This is a genomic window from Agrococcus sp. GCM10030265, from assembly GCF_042666675.1.
In the GTDB taxonomy this organism is placed as follows: Bacteria; Actinomycetota; Actinomycetes; order Actinomycetales; family Microbacteriaceae; genus Agrococcus.
In genome coordinates this window covers 618162-632758 of the sequence record NZ_JBHTCZ010000002.1, presented here as the reverse complement: position 1 = coordinate 632758, position 14597 = coordinate 618162, and the positions used below count along the sequence as shown (strand labels likewise).

The 14597-nt window shown below is 73.6% G+C and carries 16 protein-coding genes and 2 tRNA genes; 10 read left to right on the top strand and 8 right to left on the bottom strand.

Annotation, left to right across the window (positions count from 1 at the left end; translation table 11 throughout):
• The first annotated feature begins 47 nt into the window (after positions 1 to 47).
• From ACFQPP_RS07215 to moaA, 5 genes are all read left to right on the top strand, one after another.
• Positions 48 to 440, top strand: a complete 393-nt coding sequence (locus ACFQPP_RS07215) for a molybdopterin-binding protein (RefSeq protein WP_376915891.1) — start codon at positions 48 to 50, stop codon at positions 438 to 440.
• Entirely contained in the window at positions 437 to 1258 is an 822-nt protein-coding gene (gene modA / locus ACFQPP_RS07210; RefSeq protein ID WP_376915889.1) for a molybdate ABC transporter substrate-binding protein, read from the top strand. Before ACFQPP_RS07215 ends, modA begins: the two co-directional genes overlap by 4 nt.
• Entirely contained in the window at positions 1255 to 2082 is an 828-nt protein-coding gene (locus ACFQPP_RS07205; RefSeq protein WP_376915888.1) for an ABC transporter permease, read from the top strand. Before modA ends, ACFQPP_RS07205 begins: the two co-directional genes overlap by 4 nt.
• A complete protein-coding gene (locus tag ACFQPP_RS07200) occupies positions 2079 to 3227 on the top strand; it encodes a sulfate/molybdate ABC transporter ATP-binding protein (protein WP_376915887.1) in 1149 nt (382 codons plus the stop codon). The genes ACFQPP_RS07205 and ACFQPP_RS07200 overlap by 4 nt, the downstream gene beginning before the upstream one ends.
• 86 nt (positions 3228 to 3313) lie before the next feature.
• On the top strand, positions 3314 to 4393 hold the full coding sequence (gene moaA, locus ACFQPP_RS07195) for a GTP 3',8-cyclase MoaA (RefSeq protein WP_376915885.1): 1080 nt from the start codon (positions 3314 to 3316) through the stop codon (positions 4391 to 4393).
• Positions 4394 to 4425: 32 nt separating this feature from the next.
• Here the strand turns inward: moaA and ACFQPP_RS07190 are convergent.
• From ACFQPP_RS07190 to sigK, 6 genes are all read right to left on the bottom strand, one after another.
• A tRNA-Gly gene (locus ACFQPP_RS07190) sits at positions 4426 to 4496 on the bottom strand.
• Positions 4497 to 4577: 81 nt separating this feature from the next.
• A complete protein-coding gene (locus ACFQPP_RS07185; protein WP_376915884.1) occupies positions 4578 to 5621 on the bottom strand; it encodes a hypothetical protein in 1044 nt (347 codons plus the stop codon).
• Between the two features lie 13 nt (positions 5622 to 5634).
• Positions 5635 to 6315, bottom strand: coding sequence for a TetR family transcriptional regulator (locus tag ACFQPP_RS07180; RefSeq protein WP_376915883.1), 681 nt, complete (start codon positions 6313 to 6315; stop codon positions 5635 to 5637).
• Between the two features lie 235 nt (positions 6316 to 6550).
• A complete protein-coding gene (locus ACFQPP_RS07175; protein WP_376915882.1) occupies positions 6551 to 7231 on the bottom strand; it encodes a fasciclin domain-containing protein in 681 nt (226 codons plus the stop codon).
• A gap of 558 nt (positions 7232 to 7789) precedes the next feature.
• Complete coding sequence (locus ACFQPP_RS07170) at positions 7790 to 8578, bottom strand: anti-sigma factor (RefSeq protein ID WP_376915881.1); 789 nt, start codon at positions 8576 to 8578, stop codon at positions 7790 to 7792.
• The gene (gene sigK / locus ACFQPP_RS07165; protein WP_376915880.1) at positions 8578 to 9177 is read right to left on the bottom strand and encodes an ECF RNA polymerase sigma factor SigK; all 600 of its coding nucleotides are present in this window, start codon (positions 9175 to 9177) and stop codon (positions 8578 to 8580) included. Before sigK ends, ACFQPP_RS07170 begins: the two co-directional genes overlap by 1 nt.
• A gap of 187 nt (positions 9178 to 9364) precedes the next feature.
• On the opposite strand from sigK, the gene ACFQPP_RS07160 reads away from it, so the two are divergent.
• From ACFQPP_RS07160 to ACFQPP_RS07145, 4 genes are all read left to right on the top strand, one after another.
• Positions 9365 to 9439: transfer RNA gene (locus ACFQPP_RS07160), tRNA-Pro, on the top strand.
• A gap of 37 nt (positions 9440 to 9476) precedes the next feature.
• Positions 9477 to 10829, top strand: a complete 1353-nt coding sequence (gene tig, locus ACFQPP_RS07155) for a trigger factor (protein WP_376915879.1) — start codon at positions 9477 to 9479, stop codon at positions 10827 to 10829.
• 122 nt (positions 10830 to 10951) lie between these two features.
• Complete coding sequence (locus ACFQPP_RS07150) at positions 10952 to 11575, top strand: ATP-dependent Clp protease proteolytic subunit (RefSeq protein WP_376915878.1); 624 nt, start codon at positions 10952 to 10954, stop codon at positions 11573 to 11575.
• On the top strand, positions 11575 to 12240 hold the full coding sequence (locus tag ACFQPP_RS07145; RefSeq protein ID WP_376915877.1) for an ATP-dependent Clp protease proteolytic subunit: 666 nt from the start codon (positions 11575 to 11577) through the stop codon (positions 12238 to 12240). Before ACFQPP_RS07150 ends, ACFQPP_RS07145 begins: the two co-directional genes overlap by 1 nt.
• A 72-nt stretch (positions 12241 to 12312) precedes the next feature.
• On the opposite strand, the gene ACFQPP_RS07140 is transcribed toward ACFQPP_RS07145, so the two are convergent.
• Complete coding sequence (locus ACFQPP_RS07140; protein ID WP_376915876.1) at positions 12313 to 13023, bottom strand: copper resistance protein CopC; 711 nt, start codon at positions 13021 to 13023, stop codon at positions 12313 to 12315.
• A complete protein-coding gene (locus tag ACFQPP_RS07135; RefSeq protein ID WP_376915875.1) occupies positions 13020 to 13730 on the bottom strand; it encodes a GntR family transcriptional regulator in 711 nt (236 codons plus the stop codon). The genes ACFQPP_RS07140 and ACFQPP_RS07135 overlap by 4 nt, the downstream gene beginning before the upstream one ends.
• Before the next feature lie 103 nt (positions 13731 to 13833).
• On the opposite strand from ACFQPP_RS07135, the gene ACFQPP_RS07130 reads away from it, so the two are divergent.
• Positions 13834 to 14592 (top strand): LamB/YcsF family protein, encoded by a 759-nt coding sequence (locus ACFQPP_RS07130; RefSeq protein ID WP_376915874.1) that lies wholly within the window; start codon positions 13834 to 13836, stop codon positions 14590 to 14592.
• Positions 14593 to 14597 lie beyond the last annotated feature (5 nt).

The window sequence follows — 14597 nt, the reverse complement described above, 5'->3', positions numbered from 1 at the left end:
CGGAGGATCGGTGGCTCAAAGGCCGCAGATGCGGCTATGGTCGGCGCATGGGCTCGTACCGGATCGTCGAGGCTGCGCGGCTGCTCGGCGTGAGCGACGACACCGTGCGGCGCTGGGTCGACCAGGGCGTGCTCTCGACGACGGGGGAGTCGCCTGCACGCATCCCCGGCGCAGCGCTCGCCGAGCACGCGGTCGACCTGGCGCGGTCGTCGGCCGACCCGTCCGACGTGCTCTCGAGCGCGAGGAACCGTCTCGTCGGGCTCGTGACGCGCGTGCAGCGCGACGGGATCATGGCGCAGGTCGACATCCAGGCCGGCCCGCACAGGATCGTCTCGCTCATGTCGGTCGAGGCCGTCGACGAGCTCGCGCTCGAGCCGGGCTCGCTCGCCGTGGCGGTCGTGAAGGCGACGACCGTCATCGTCGAGGCGCCGAGGGCATGACGGTGCTCGCACGAGGCGCTCGCCGTGCTCGCCTCCCGCGTGCGGCCGCGGCGGTGCTCGGCGTCGTCGCGCTCGCAGGGTGCGTCGGCGGCGCGGGGGACGAGTCGGCCGACGACGGCCAGGCGGGCGGCGCCGACGGCGAGCTCTCCGGCGAGCTGGCGATCTCCGCTGCGGCGTCGCTCGCCGGGGCGTTCGACGAGCTCGCCATCGCCTTCGAGACGCAGCACCCCGGAGTCGACGTGCTGCCCATCACGTACGACGGGTCGTCGACGCTCGCGACGCAGATCGTCGAGGGCGCGCCCGCCGACGTCTTCGCCTCCGCCGACGTCGCCACCATGGAGCGCGTCGAGGAGGCGGGTCTCGCCGACGGCGCCGCGATCTTCGCGACGAACACGCTCGCGCTCGTCGTCCCCGCAGGCAACCCGGGAGGCATCGAGGGCCTCGCCGACCTCGCGGATCCGGATCGCACCGTCGTGCTGTGCGCTCCCGAGGTGCCGTGCGGCGCCGCGTCCGAGGCGCTGCTCGCCGGCGCGGGTGTGACGGCATCGGTCGACAGCGTCGAGCAGAACGTCGCGGCCGTGCTGACGAAGGTGGTGGCGGGCGAGGCCGATGCAGGCCTCGTCTACGTGACCGACGCCGCGACGACGGACGCGGTGGAGACCATCCCCGTCGAAGGGGCCGAGGCGGTCGTCAACGCCTATCCCATCGTCGCGCTCGAGGGCGCCGCGAACCCCGACGCCGCGGCGGCCTTCGTCGCGCTCGTGCTCGGCGACGAGGGGCGAGCGGTCCTCGCCGGCCTCGGCTTCGGCGCGCCGTGAGCCGATCGGCTGCGCGCCCCGCGGCGCGCGACGCGGGCGGCTTCGTGCCGCGTGCCCTGCTCGTGCCCGCGGCGCTCGGGCTCGCCCTGCTCGTCGTGCCCCTCGTCGCGCTCGTCGGGCGCGTCGACTGGGCGACGCTGCCCGGCGACGTGACGAGCCCGGCCGCGCGCTCCGCGCTCGTGCTGTCGATGCAGACCGGCCTCGCCGCGACCGTGCTGTGCGTCGTGCTCGGCGTGCCGATCGCGCTCGCGATCGCCCGAGCGGGTGCGCGTTCGGCGGCGCTCCTGCGCGCCATCGTCACCGTGCCGCTCGTGCTGCCGCCGATGGTCGGCGGCGTGTCGCTCCTCGCCCTGTTCGGCCGCACCGGCTGGCTCGGCCCGCTGCTCGCCGAGTGGGGCGTCCGCGTGCCGTTCACGACCCCGGCGGTGGTGCTGGCGCAGACGTTCGTGGCCCTGCCCTTCCTCGTGCTCGCCGTCGAGGGGTCGCTGCGCGCGACAGGGGTGGCGTTCGAGCAGACGGCTGCCGCGCTCGGCGCCGGCAGGTGGCGCATCCTGCTGCGCATCACCCTGCCGCTCGCAGCACCCGGTCTCGTCGCGGGCGTCGTGCTGTGCTTCGCGAGAGCCATCGGCGAGTTCGGGGCGACGGCGCTGTTCGCAGGCAACGCGCCCGGCGTGACGCAGACGATGCCGCTCGCGATCTACACGGCGTTCAACGGCGCCGGCGTCTCGCAGGACACCGCGGTCGCGCTCTCGCTGCTGCTGCTCGCGACGTCGATCGCGGTGCTGCTCCTCGTGCGCGCGTGGCGGCCGGGGGCGGCGCGGTGAGCTCGGCGCTCGACGCGCACGTCGTCGTCGCGCGCGACGGCTTCGCGCTCGACGTCGAGCTCTCGGTGCCCGCAGGCGGGGTCGTGGCCGTCATGGGGCCGAGCGGCGCTGGCAAGTCGACGCTGCTGGGAGCGCTCGCCGGGCTCGTCCGGCCGAGCGGGGGCAGCATCCGCGTCGGCGATCGCGTCGTCGACGACGCCGGCCGGCGACGTGCGCACGTGGAGCCGATGCGCCGCGACGTCGTGCTGCTCGGGCAGGAGCCGAGGCTCTTCCCGCATCTCACGGCGGCAGCGAACGTGGCGTTCGCGCTGCGGGCGGGCGGCGCCGGTCGCACGCAGGCGCGCGAGGAGGCGACGGCGTGGCTCGATCGCGTGGGTCTCGCCGGCATGGAGGCGCGTCGACCGGTCGCGCTGTCGGGCGGGCAGCAGCAGCGCGTGGCGCTCGCACGCGCGCTCGCCGCAGCGCCGGCGGCGATCCTGCTCGACGAGCCGCTGTCGTCGCTCGACGCCGAGACCGCCGCGGGCATCCGCGTCGTCGTCGCCGAGCAGCTCGCAGCGACGCGCACGACCGCGGTGGTCGTGACGCACGACGCCGTCGACGCCGTGGCGCTCGCCGATCGACTCGTGATCGTCGAGCGAGGCGCGGTGACGCAGCGGGGCGCCGTGCGCGACGTGCTCGCGCGCCCGGCGACCCGGTTCGCCGCGGCCGTCGCGGGCGTCGATCGGCTCGAGGGCGTGGCACGCCGGGGAGCATGGGCGTGCGGCGCCGCCACCATCCAGCCGGTCGACGCAGCCTCGGTCGCCGTGGCCGCGCGCGAGGGGGCGCCGCTCGTCGCCATCGTGCCGCCGGGAGCGGTGCGCGTGCAGCCCGTCGACGCGAGCGACGCGCGAGAGGCTGCCGCGTCGCCCGGCGGGTTCGACGTCTGGCTCGCGCGGGTCGCTCGCCTCGAGTCGACCCTCGGCGGCGTCCGCGTCGTGACGTCGTCGGCGCATGGAGGCGCCACGGTGTCGGCGGAGCTCCCCGCGGCGGACGCCGCCGAGCTGCGGCTCGCGCCGGGCGCGAGCGTCGAGGTGTGGGTCGAGCGACGGCTCGTGCGGCTCCTCGCCGGCGACGGCTACGGAGCAGCGGACGCCGCGGATTGCTGATTGCGCGTGCGGCGGAAGCGGCGAGGGACGCTCGGCGTCGAGGCTCGCGCGCAGTAGCGTCGGGGCATGCAGCCGGAGCACCGCGCATGACGGTCACGCCCGTCGTCATCGGTCGTCGACCCCTCGTGGCGCCCGGCGACGACGCCTCGTCGGGCCCGCTCGTCGACGGCTTCGGTCGCGTGCACCGCGACCTGCGCATCTCGCTGACCGACCGCTGCTCGCTGCGCTGCACGTACTGCATGCCCGAGCAGGGCATGGAGTGGCTCGCGCGCTCGAGCATCCTCGCGCTCGACGAGATCGAGCACGTGGCGCGCGTCGCGGCGGCCTCCGGCATCACGACGTTCCGCCTCACCGGGGGAGAGCCGCTGCTGCGGCAGGACATCGTCGAGGTGGTGCGCAGGCTCGCGCGGATCGTGGGCGCCGATGGGCGACCCGTCGACATCGCGATGACGACGAACGGCATCCGGCTCGCGCAGCTGCTGCCGGATCTGATCGACGCGGGCCTGCGACGGCTCAACATCTCGATCGACACCATCGACCGCGAGCGCTTCGCGGCGCTCACGCGACGCGACCGGCTCGACGACGTGCTCGAGGGCATCCGCGCGGCGCAGGCGTCGGGTCTGCGGCCGCTCAAGCTCAACGCCGTCGCGATGCGCGGCGTGAACGACGACGAGATCGTCGACCTCGTCGAGTTCGCCGTCGCCCACGACGCCCAGCTGCGCTTCATCGAGCAGATGCCGCTCGACGCCGGTCACACGTGGGAGCGCACGACGATGGTGACGCGCGAGGAGATCCTCGAGGCGCTGCGTTCGCGCTGGACGCTGACGCCCGTGCCCGGACGCGGTGGCGCGCCCGCGGAGCGCTGGACGCTCGGCAGCGTCGGTCGCGACGGCGAGCCGCACTCCGTCGGCGTCATCGCCTCGGTGACGGCGCCCTTCTGCGGCGACTGCGACCGCCTGCGGCTCACGGCCGACGGCCAGCTGCGCAACTGCCTCTTCTCGACGAGCGAGTACGACCTGCTGCCCGTCCTCCGAGGAGACGACCCGAGCGACGCGGCCATCGATCGGGTGCTGCGCGCCTGCATCCGAGGCAAGCTGCCCGGTCATGCGATCGACGACCCGAGCTTCCTGCAGCCCGTCCGCGGCATGAACGCCATCGGCGGCTGAGGCCAGGGAGCGGAGGCGCCGAGCGGCTCGGGAGGGGGTGACGGGAATCGAACCCGCGCCACCAGTTTGGAAGACTGGAGCTCTACCATTGAGCTACACCCCCGGCGCCTGACCGGCGACTCCACGCTACACGGTCGCAGCGGCACGGATGCGCGCCGCGCGCCTCGTGGCACGTCGCATCTCCTCACGCGCGCAGCGGCGGCCACGCGCGAGCAGTCGCGGTCGCTCGGTGGGCGTCCCGATCGAAGCGAGCGATCGCCACGAGCCTCGCGGCGATGCGTGCCGAGAGGGCGACGAGCACGGTCGCGAGGAGGACGGGATGGGGGAGCGCCGTCGCGCCGCCCGAGAGCACGAGGGCGGGCACGACGGTCACGGCGAGGCCGAGCGCGCCGAAGGCCGCGAGGTGCACCCACTCCCACGCCACCCGCCGCAGCGCTCGCGCGAGCAGCGCGCCGAACGGCAGCCCGACGATCGTCATCGCGATCGCGCCGAGGGTCGCGACGTACCACGCTGCCGCTGCCCAGTACGGCTCGCCCTGCACGGCCAGCACGCCGCCGGTCGCGGCGGCCACCGTGAGGATCGTGCCGGTGCCGGCGACCCACGCCACCCCGACGTCGACGAGCCCGAACTCGTTGCGGCGGGGGTCGGGGATGCCGGCGTCGACGCGGCCGCGGGTGGCTCGGGCGTCGCCCGCATCGCCGAGGCGCTCGTCGCGGCCGTCCGCATCCACGAGCCAGGCGTCGTCGCGCATCCCGGGAGCCCTGGCGAGGGCCCTCGCACGCATCGCGTCGACGCGAGCGATCGCGAAGCGCCCGCCGCTCCAGCGACCGACGACCGCAGCCACGATGCCGTAGGGGGCGAGCAGCAGCGCGTACGGCGAGACGACGACGGCGAGCACCACGAAGCCCGCGGCGCCCAGCAGCGCGAACGCCAGGAGGTGCACGGCCTCCCACGGCACGCGCCGCAGGAGGAACGCGGCGAGGGCCGCGACCGGCACGCCGACGACCGTGAGCACGGGGATGCCCCACAGCACCGCGAAGACCGCGATGAGGCCCGTGGCCGACGCTGGGCCGCCCGTCGAGGTCGACAGGGCCATCTCGTGGACGATGGCCACCACGGGCACCGTGAGCGCTGCCACGAGCCAGCCCACGGCCAGGTCGAGGATCGTGAACTCGTGGCGTCGTGGATCGCGCCGTGCCGTCGCGACGCGCAGGCCATGCGGAGGCATGGGCTGCTGCGCCTCAGGCATCGCCGAGGCCCTTCGCGAGCTGCGCGAGCGCGAGGACGCGGCGGGCCTGGCCGCGCAGGATGGGCAGCCGGCTCGCGCGCGCGAGGTCGTCGACGAGCGGCACGGCCTCGGCGACGAGCGCGCGCGTGCGCTGCTGGCCCTCGCTGCGATCCATCGACCACGCGAGCATGACGGCCATGAGGGTCGCCCACAGCAGCTCGGGCAGCGCCGCGACGACCTCGGCGTCGGCTCGGAGGTCCGAGTCGGCGACCACGAGCCGGAAGACCTCGATCGCCCGCTCGCGCATCGCGCCGCTCGCATCGCCGAACGGGCTCGTCGGCGACGAGGGATCGAGCGAGGCGCCCAGCATCTCGACCGCGACCGCGTGATGCGGCGCGATCTCGTCGAGCGCGATCGTCATCGCCGTGCGCAGCCGCTCGCCGAAGCGGCGCTCGCCCGCGAGCTCGACGGGGGCGCGATCCGCGATGCGCGTCGTCACGTCGTCGTAGACGAGGCGCACGAGATGCGCCTTCGAGGGCACGTAGAGGTAGATCGTGCCGGGTGCGACGCCGGCGCGCTCGGCGATGCGGCGCATCGAGGCGCCCTCGTAGCCGTGCTCGGCGAGGGTCGCGAGCGCTGCGTCGATCACGCGGGCGCGCGTGCGCTCGCCCTTCGCACCCGGTGCAGCAGTCATGCCGCGAGCGTACCTGAACGCGTTCAGTTCTGGAAGGGGCTCGGCGCATGCGAGACGGGGCCGGCCCGAAGGCCGACCGCGTCCCGCGTGCCGGACATGCGAGACGGGGCCGGCCCGAAGGCCGACCCCGTCCCGCGTGCCGGACATGCGAGACGGGGCCGGCCCGAAGGCCGACCCCGTCCCATCCCGTGTCGTTCGGCAGGAGCCGTCGACTAGCTGGTGCGCGAACGCATCATCACATCGTGGGCATGAGCACCGAGTCGATGAGGTAGACGGTCGCGTTGGCCGTCTGGACGCCACCGCAGATGACGTTGGCGGAGCCGTTCACCGTGATGTTGTCGCCCTCGCCCTCGACCATGAGCGTGCCACCCTGGACCGTGGTGAGCTCGCCGTCGATCTCGTCGGGCGCGATCTGGCCGGGGACCACGTGGTACGTGAGCACCTGCGTCAGCGTGTCGGCGCCCTCGGGCGTCTGCAGCGTGGCGACGGTGGCCGGGTCGAGCGCCGCGAAGGCGTCGTCCACGGGTGCGAAGACGGTGAACTCGTCACCGTTCAGCGTGTCGACGAGGTCGACGGCCGGGTTCAGCTGGCCCGAGACCGCGGCGACGAGCTGCGTGAGGAGCGGGTTGTTCGACGCGGCGACCGCGACGGGGTCCTGCGACATGCCCTCGACCGAGCCTGCACCGTCCGGCACGGCCTCGGCGTAGGCGGAGCAGCCGCTGCCGACGAGGTTCGCCATCGGGTCCATCGCGTCGTCCGACGCCATGGGCGACTCGCTGGCCGACTCCTCGGCCGTCGTCTCGGGAGCCGTCGACTCGTCTGCGTCGCTGGAGCCGGCCGAGCAGCCCACGAGGGCGAACGTCGCGACGCCTGCCATCACGAGCCCTGCGGTGAGCGGGTTCTTCTTGGTGAGCATCTCAGCTCTCCTTCCACTGTCCATCGTTGGAGTATCTGGACCCGACGTCCGCCGGGCTATGTAGAGGCTTCGTCGCCCCGCATGACCTGGATTGGAATGGATGCGGATGGATCTGCGTTCGCGCGTCGTCCAATCCGATGCGTCGTCGGCACCGAACCCCATGCCAAGCCGAGGAGGAGCGATGCTCGACCACGATGCGCGCAGCCGGGGATGCAGCCCCGCAGCAGCGCGCCGTCGAGCCGGAGCCCTCGGCATCGCCTCCGGGTGACCTGGTCGCACGGCGGGGGCGCCACCTGTCCTCGCGTCCCCGCCGTGCTCGGTCGATCGCAGGGCGTCTCGCCTCGGAGCATCGTCCGCGCGCACGGCGCGCACCCGACGTCTGCGACGCCAGCCGGACGCTCGTGGACGTGATCCGGGCGGGCGGCGAGGCGATCCGGACCGTCGCCGACGCCACGATGCTGCCTCGCCCCGCGAGACGGCGCCACCGCGGCGAACGACGACGCCCCCGGCCGCATGGGCCGGGGGCGTGGGGTCGAGCTGCGGAGCCGCGGAGCGGCGTCACGCCTCCATGACGACGAGCGGGTTCGACGTGGGCTGCTCGGATCCGCCCTCGGGCTCGATCGTGATCGCCACGCCGTCGCCCTCGTGCATGTCTCCCTCGAGCACGTGCACGACGCTGCCCTCGCCGCCCTCGAAGATGCCTGCGGCCACGGGCACGCCGTCGCGCATGAACCAGGCCTCGTAGACCTGCTGCTCGTCGAGCGACTCGAGGCCCTCGAACACGAGCGCCGCCTCGCCGCGCTCGACCGACGTCAGCAGCGTCGCCTGCGTGCCGTCGGCGAACGACTCCGTCTGCGTCGCGACGTCGGATGCGTGCACGAGCGCCGACACGGGGTCGGGCGTGCGGATGCCCTGACCGATCGCGACGCCTCCGACGAGGAGCACGACGGCGGCCGCGGCTGCGGCGAGCATCGAGCCGGGGCGCTGGAACCAGCGCCGCCGTGCCGCGAGCTCGCGCGGGCCGGCGATCGTCGAGCCCCCACCGACCAGGGCGGGCTCGCGGATGCCGTCGATGCCCTGCGCGGGCGCAGCGCTCGAGGACTCCTCAGCAGCGTGCACGCTGCGAACGGCGGGCTCCTGCTCCACCTCGGCGATCCGGGCCAGGATGCTCGCGCGCAGCGATGCCGGAGGATCGACCGCCACGGCGCCCCCCAGCGCCGCAGCCGTCTCCTGCATGTCCGCGAGCTCCGCGAGCGTCGCCGCGTCGGCTCGCTCGTCGAAGCGCTGCCGTTCCTGCGGACCGAGCGCGTCGAGCGCTCGTGCCGCCATGTCATCGCGATGCTCCATCACGACACCCCCAATGCCGCGCGGAGACGGATCATGCCGTCCCGCAACCTCGTCTTCACCGTCCCGAGCGGCGTCTGCAGCCGCTCGGCGATCTCGCTCTGCGTGAGCCCGCCGTAGTAGGCGAGCACGATCGCCTCGCGATGCGCTTCGCTCAGCGTCTCGAGCGCCGCACGCACGCGGTCGCCCTCGAGGCGCACGTCCGCCGCCTCGCTGACGACGTCGAACGGCGCCACCGAGTCGCGGATGCCGATGCGCTCGTCGCGATCGCGCTGCGCCTGCGACGACCGCACGCGGTCGACCGCCTTCGAGTGCGCGAGCGCGAGCGCCCAGCCGACGGCGGAGCCGCGGGATGCGTCGTACGACGGCGCCTTGCGCCACATGTCCACGAACACCTCCTGCGTCACCTCCTCGGCCTGCGAGCGATCGACCAGCACGCGCAGCACGAGTCCGAAGACCCGCGCGGCGAGCGCGTCGTACACGATCGCGAACGCCGTGCGGTCGCCGCCGGCGACGCGCACGAGCGCCTCGTCGACGTCGGTCGCGCGCCGGGATGGCGTCACGGGGCTCGACTCTGGGACGGAGGTCACGTGGACCAGCATCCCACGCGCACCCGTCGACGCCGGGAGGCGCCAAGGCGTTGCGATCGTCGTCACGCATGTGCTTCGGAGACGCCCCGGCTGCGGATTGCCGGACCGCCCGCCGGCGCACGCGACGCAGCGGGATGCCGGGCGCGTCGCGCCTGGGCTAGACTCGATCGGTGCGCCTCCTGCCAGGGCCCGGCGCCCACGGGGCGTAGCTCAGCCTGGCTAGAGCACCCGCTTTGGGAGCGGGAGGCCGCGGGTTCGAATCCCGCCGCCCCGACCCAGACCATCCGGAACCGAATCCAGGAGACGACCACGTGAAGACCACGGTCGAGCAGCTCGAGCCCACGCGCGCGAAGCTCACCATCGCGGTGACCCCCGAGGAGCTGCGTCCCGCCATCGACGCCGCCTACAAGGAGATCGCGCAGCAGATCCAGATCCCCGGCTTCCGCAAGGGCAAGGTCCCGGCCGCGATCATCGATCAGCGCATCGGTCGCGACCAGGTCCTGAGCCAGGCCGTGTCGGAGTCGATCGACGAGCACTACCGCGCCGGCGTCGCCGAGTCGGGCATCAAGCCCCTCGGTCGCCCGAGCGCCGACATCGCCACGTGGCCCGAGGCGAAGGACTACTCCGGCGACCTCGTGCTCGAGATCGAGGTCGACGTGCGTCCCGACTTCGAGATGCCCGCGCTCGAGGGCCGCACGATCGAGGTGCCCTCGATCGTCGTCGGCGACGAGGCCGTCGACGCCGAGCTCACGACGCTCCGCACCCGCTTCGGCACCCTCGTGACCGTCGACCGCCCGGCGGCGAAGGGCGACTTCGTCACCCTCGACCTCGTCGCGACGATCGACGGCGCCGAGGTCGACCGCGCGGCCGGCGTCTCGTACGAGGTCGGATCGGGCGAGCTGCTCGACGGCATCGACGACGCCATCGAGACCCTCACGGCCGGCGAGGAGACGACGTTCACGTCGACGCTCGTCGGCGGCGAGCACGCGGGATCCGACGCCGAGGTGCAGGTCTCGGTCACGGCCGTCAAGGAGCGCGAGCTGCCCGAGGCCGACGACGACTTCGCCCAGATGGCGAGCCAGTTCGACACGATCGCCGAGCTCCGCGAGGACCTCTCGACGACGGTCGCGCGCCGCCAGACGCTCAAGCAGGCGCAGGACGCCCGCGAGGCGCTGCAGCAGGCGCTCGTCGCCGACGCCGACATCCCCGTGCCGACGCAGGCCGTCGAGGACGAGGTGCACCGTCACCTCGAGGGCGAGAACCGCCTCGAGGACGACGTGCACCGCGCCGAGGTCAAGGAGGAGACCGAGAAGCAGATCCGCTCGGGCATCCTCTTCGACCGCATCGCCGAGGAGCAGGACCTCCAGGTCTCGCAGACCGAGCTCTCGCAGTACGTCATGCAGATGGCGCAGCAGTACCAGATGCCGCCGCAGGAGCTCGTCGAGATCCTGCAGCAGAACGGTCAGCTGCCCACGATCCTCGCCGACCTCCTCCGCGGCAAGGCGCTCACGTGGGCGCTCGGCCAGGTCGAGGTGAAGGACGACGAGGGCAACGTCGTCGACCTGTCGGAGTTCATCCAGACCGAGCGCGACACGACCGAGGACGACGTCGAGGCCGCGATCAAGCAGGCCGAGGCGGCCATCGCCGCGCAGCAGCAGGACTGATCGGCAGAGGGGGTCGGACCGCATGGTCCGGCCCCTTCGTCGTCCCCGCACGCCTGCGGCGAACAGGGCCGAGCGCGTGCGTTGGAAGACCCTAGGGTTGAACCCGACCGAAGGAGCATGACGTGGCTGAAACCGGCTTCCCGCCCACTGTCTTCGACCGGCTGCTGCGCGATCGCATCATCTGGCTCGGCGAGGACGTGCGCGACGACAACGCGAACGAGATCTGCGCGAAGATCCTGCTGCTCGCAGCCGAGGATCCGAACAAGGACATCTACCTCTACATCAACTCGCCCGGCGGCTCGGTCACGGCAGGCATGGCGATCTACGACACGATGCAGTTCGTGCCGAACGACATCGTCACGGTCGGCATCGGCATGGCGGCCTCGATGGGCCAGCTGCTGCTCACGTCGGGCACCATCGGCAAGCGCTACATCACGCCGAACGCTCGCGTGCTGCTGCACCAGCCCCACGGTGGCTTCGGCGGCACGTCGTCCGACATCCAGACGCAGGCGCAGCTCATCCTCGACATGAAGCGCCGCCTCGCCGAGATCACGGCCGAGCGCACGGGCAAGACCGTCGAGCAGGTCAACGCCGACGGCGACCGCGACCGCTGGTTCACCGCGCAGGAGGCGCTCGAGTACGGCTTCGTCGATCACCTGCGCGAGTCGGCCACCGACGTCGCAGGCGGCGGCGGCACCGACCCCGAGGCCGAGGGCGCCTCGGGCAGCGACCAGGAGGAGAAGTGATGGAGACCCCCACGTTCCAGTCGGGCGGCAGCGCGCTGCAGATGCCCGGGTCGCGCTACATCCTCCCCTCGTTCGAGGAGCGCACGGCCTACGGCTTCAAGCGCCAGGACCCGTACGCGAAGCTCTTCGAGGACCGCATCATCTTCCTCGGCGTGCAGGTCGACGACGCCTCGGCCGACGACATCATGGCCCAGCTGCTCGTGCTGGAGTCGCAGGACCCCGATCGCGACATCGTCATGTACATCAACTCGCCCGGTGGCTCGTTCACGGCCATGACGGCGATCTACGACACGATGCAGTACATCCGTCCGCAGGTGCAGACCGTGTGCCTCGGCCAGGCGGCCTCCGCTGCCGCCGTGCTGCTCGCCGCCGGCGAGCCCGGCAAGCGCCTCGCGCTGCCGAACGCCCGCATCCTCATCCACCAGCCCGCCACGGGCGAGGCGGCACGGGGTCAGGCGTCCGACATCGAGATCCAGGCCCGCGAGGTGCTGCGGATGCGCGGTTGGCTCGAGCAGACGCTCGCGAACCACTCGAAGAAGGACGTCGAGCAGGTGTCGCGCGACATCGAGCGCGACACGTTCCTCTCGGCGGAGGAGGCGTTCGAGTACGGCCTCATCGACCAGGTGCTCACGTCGCGCAAGACGCAGCCCGCGCTGCTGGGCTGACGCCGGTCGGTCGCACGAAGGCCCCCGCCCTGCTGGGCGGGGGCCTTCGTCGTGCGTGGTGCCGGCGCGCGATCAGCGCGCGTCGGGGCCGGCGGGCTCGTCGGGCGCACCGAGCTCGCGCCGGCGGCCACGGCGCCACGTGATGACGAGCACGGTCGCGACGCCTGCGAGCAGGGCGAGGCCGATGCCGACGTAGGCGAGCGACGGGATGCCACCCTCGTCATCCGACCCGTCGCTCGACTCGTCGCCGCTCGGCGAGGTCGACGGGGCGGTGCTCGACGACGGCGGCTCGCTCGTCGCGCCGGCGCCCTCCGACGGCTCGGGGGCCGCGGTCGGCTCGGCCGAGGGCGACGCGCTGGGCTCGGGCTGCGCCGCGCCGCACTCGGGCGCCGTCTCGGCGCCGGGCACGGCTGCGGCGTCGCCGCCGGGCTCGTAGGCGAAGTCGACGACGCCCTCGATCGGGTGGCCGTCCGCCGAGACGAGGCCGTAGCGCATCGTGTAGACGCCGGGCTCGCCGAGCGTCGCGGTCGTCGAGAGCGTCGCACCCTCGACGGTCGCGCAGCCGGAGCCGTAGTAGAGACCCGCCTGGTCGGTGATGAGGATGACGTTCGACGAGCCGCCGTCGATCGACAGGATCTCCTCGTTGGCCGTCACGGTGAACGCCTCCGGCGCGGCGGCGATGGTGCCGCCGTCCTCCGGGTTCGTGCCGACGATCGTCGCGTGGGCGGGCAGCGGCAGGACGAGCGCCGCACCGGCGGCGGCGAGTGCGAGGAGGGGGGTCACGCCTCCACGGTATCCGCCGGCGTCGGCTCGTCCGCACGCGCGCGCGCCGCGTGCGCGTCGAGCACCATGCGCTCGGACCTCGCGAGGTACCGCTCGAGCAGCGCGGTCGCCGCGGCGGGGCCGTCGGCGGCGAGCGCGGCGACGATCGCGGCGTTGTCGGCGAGGAACGCGCCGTGGAGCGCACCGAGGTCGTCCACGGCACCGAAGGCGAGGCGCAGCTCGCCGAGCACCGACTCGAGGAGCGCCGTCATGCGCGGGCTGTCGGCGAGCGCGACGATCGCCCGGTGGAAGTCGAGGTCGGCGGAGCCCATGGCGCGCGCGTCGTCGGCGGCGAGCGCGGCCTCGCCGGCTGCGACCGCTCGACGCATCGATGCGACCGCGCGGTGGTTTGCATCGGCCTCGCGCAGCGTCTGCAGCTCGACGGCGCGCCGCACTCGGTACACGTCGCGCACGGATGCGGCGGTCGGCAGCGGCACGCGCGCGCCGCGGTTGGCCGCGTGGGCGACGAGCCCCTCGCCCGCGAGCGCGCGGAAGGCCTCGCGCAGCGTGTTGCGCGAGACGCCGAGCTCGTCGGCGAGCCGGCCCTCGACGAGGCGGGCGCCGGGCAGCAGCTCGCCGTCGACGATCCTGCGTCGCAGTGCGGTCGCGGCGTCGGACGCCGCGTGGCCGCGGCGCGGCGGCGACGGCGGGTCGAGGGGGTGCTGCACGCAGCCGAGCCTACGAGCGCTCCTGCGGGTGCACCCGGTCGCCGCGATCGCTTCTCGATTGTTCAACAATCCGCTACCGTCGACCCGACGGACAGGAGCCACCATGCGCATCGACCTCAACAGCGACGTCGGGGAGTCGTTCGGCCAGTGGCGCCTCGGCGACGACGCCGCGATGCTCGAGCTCGTCTCGAGCGCCAACGTCGCCTGCGGGTTCCACGCGGGCGACGCCTCCACGGCCCGCCGCGTCGCACGCCTCGCAGCCGCGAACGGCGTCGCCGTCGGCGCGCACGTCGCCTACCGCGACCTCGCGGGCTTCGGCAGGCGATTCGTCGACGCCGACCCCGGCGAGCTCGCCGACGAGGTGCTGTACCAGGTGGGTGCGCTGCAGGCGATCGCTCGAGCGGAGGGCACGAGCGTCACCTACGTCAAGCCGCACGGTGCGCTGTACAACGCGATCGTGCATCACGAGCGACAGGCGGCAGCCGTGCTCGACGGCGTGCAGGCCGCCGGCGATCTCGCCATCGTCGGCCTGCCGGGCTCGGTCGTGCTCGACCTCGCCGCCGCCCGCGGCATGCGCATCGTGCGCGAGGGCTTCGCCGACCGGGCCTACCTCCCCGACGGCACGCTCATGCCGCGCACGCGCGAGGGCAGCGTGCTGCACGACGCCGACGCCGTCGCGGCCCAGGCGCTGCGGATGGCGACGGCGGGGGAGGTGCTGGCCGACGACGGCTCGATCGTCGCCCACGCGGTCGACTCGATCTGCGTCCACGGCGACACCCCCGGCGCCGTCGCCCTCGCGCGCGCCGTGCGCACGGCCCTCGACGCCGGATCCATCGCCGTCGGCCCCGTGACCCCTGCCTGACCCCG